The organism is Paenibacillus sp. J31P13 (genome assembly GCF_056269295.1).
Window position 1 is genome coordinate 1 of the sequence record NZ_JBWDNR010000024.1, and the last position, 2,188, is coordinate 2,188.

General features: G+C 46.7%; 2 protein-coding genes. Both read right to left on the reverse strand.

Features of this window, described 5'->3' with window-relative positions; genetic code table 11:
- Nucleotides 1-731 (reverse strand): carbohydrate ABC transporter permease (locus AC0YOD_RS28960; RefSeq protein ID WP_475802797.1); only part of this gene is annotated, 731 nt, incomplete at its 3' end.
- A gap of 70 nt (nt 732-801) precedes the next feature.
- On the reverse strand, nt 802-2,188 hold a 1,387-nt coding region (locus AC0YOD_RS28965; protein ID WP_475802798.1), incomplete at its 5' end, for an ABC transporter substrate-binding protein.

Below are 2,188 nucleotides of genomic sequence, written 5' to 3' on the forward strand. Positions count from 1 at the left end.
CCAACGACCAAAAACAGTGTAGCCACTTTGACAATGGGCATTACGAGCGGCATCGTGATTCGAAACAGCCTCGTCATATGTCCGGCTCCTTCAAGGATCGCTGCCTCATACAGTGATTTCGGAATGGCAAGCATCGCGTTGGCGAAGATAATTACATACAAGCCGACACCGCCCCACACCCAAGGCGGGATAATCGCCGCAAGTGCCGTTCTTTCGTTCCCCAGCCAATAAAAATGATTCATATCGATGCCGACCAATTCCAGCATCCCATTTAACAAGCCGTATGAGCCGTCATAAATGAATGCCCATAAGAGCGCGATCACGACGGTAGAAAGCACATTCGGAAAGAAAAAGAGCACTTTTAAAAACCGGTTTTCACCAAAGTTTTTGTTGGAGATCAAGTAGCCCAGCAGCAAGGAGATGAGAACGACGAAGAAGGGGACCGTCAGCATAAAGATGACATTATGTCCAAGTGCACGCCAGACATATTTATCTTGAAAGGCCGTGATGAAATTATCCAGTCCCACAAACTTGGGCTTTGTAAAACCATCCCAGTCCAACAAAGCATAATAAACAGACAATAGATTCGGGAATAAAGTGAAAAGTAAATACCCCCCGAAGGGCGGGATGATGGCTACCGCTAGGAAGATCCACTTTTGCGTATTCGCTTTATCTAGACCCCACCTTCGCATCGGGGTTCGCGGTGTCTTCACCACAGTTGAATCCGCCATGGCTGAGATCAACTCCTATCCTGGATAATGAAAGCGGAGAGGATTCCTCCCCGCCTGTTGTGCTGTCTTCTTATTTCTTTTCTGCTTCCAGCGCTTTCTGCAGCAGCTTTTCTGCTTCTTCCAATATGGGTTTAGGATCCTGTTTGCCTAACGCAAACTTCACAATATTTTCGCTCAATAGCTTCTCTGCTTGTGCTAAATTAGGGTCGGAAATACTGATGGATCGGCTTGCCTTGTACGTATGCGCATTATTTTCTGCAATGTATTTCAGTATGGATTGCGCTGAGCTTGAAAGCTTAGCCGTTTGTGCAGGGTCATCCGTTAAATCCTTGCGCATCGGAAGCGCACCTGATTTTTCGGCCGCATACTGCTGATTCTCAAGCGTGACCAGCCAGACGATTAGTTCTTTTGCCCACTTTTTATTCAGTTCAGGCTTAGCCGCCCAAATATAATTGAAGTTGGATGTACCGCTTCTAATCCAAAGCGTTTGGTCTTTGCTGTCTCTGAATGGAACGGCCATATAACCCCAGTTGAAGTCTGCTGGCGTTCCCTCTTTCATTTCATTCTCAACGTGGCTGCCTGTCGATACCATGGCTGCTTGCCCTTGAATCACTTGCATTTGAGATTGCGTATGGTTTAATGCCGGTAATCCATCAGCAAAATATCCTTGTTTGCCCAGCTCATACATGCGAGTCCAAGTCTCGACCGTTTCAGGGTTCGTGTATTGCGGCAAGCCATAGGTCTTATAATTTTCAATAAATTCATCCACATGACCATTAATATCGGCCAGTTCGAAATTTTTGGCTGTACCAAAAGCCCAGTTCTGATAATCAGGATGGATGCCTGGGAATGTGATCGGGGCGATACCGGTTGCTTTAATGTCCGCTAACAATTGTTTAAACTCATCCCATGTGTGCGGATTTTGATTCCAGCCATGCTCTTCAAATAGCTTTTTATTGAAGAACAATCCGCCGAAGCTGCTTGCCGTCGTGAACTCGTATCGCTTACCGCCAATCAACGTCGTCGATTCGAACATTCCCGGCAACATGAGATCTTTAACCTTTTTGTCCGGCACATCTGGTAGCTGATATTCCCAGACATCATCCATAGCCTCGAGCTTTCCAGCTTCCGCAAGCGATACGATTCCTCCGGCTGGAGCTGTATTGAAGAGATCAAACATCTCCTTATCATTGCTTGCAGAGATTCTTGTCGATAGGATGTTTTTCATATCAGGGGATGCGGTAATGTCAAACGATACGTTAGGGTATTTTGCCGTGAAGGATTCAACTGCGTGATCGAACCATTCTCGTCCGTAGCCCCCTACGAAGAATCCGACCTTAAGCGTAATCTTCTCATCCTTTGGCAATCCATTTTCATAAACCTCGACTTCCGCTGGCGGCGTACTGCCCGCAGGTGTTGTACCCTCTGTTTTGTCATTGCTGCTGTTGTTACCGCTG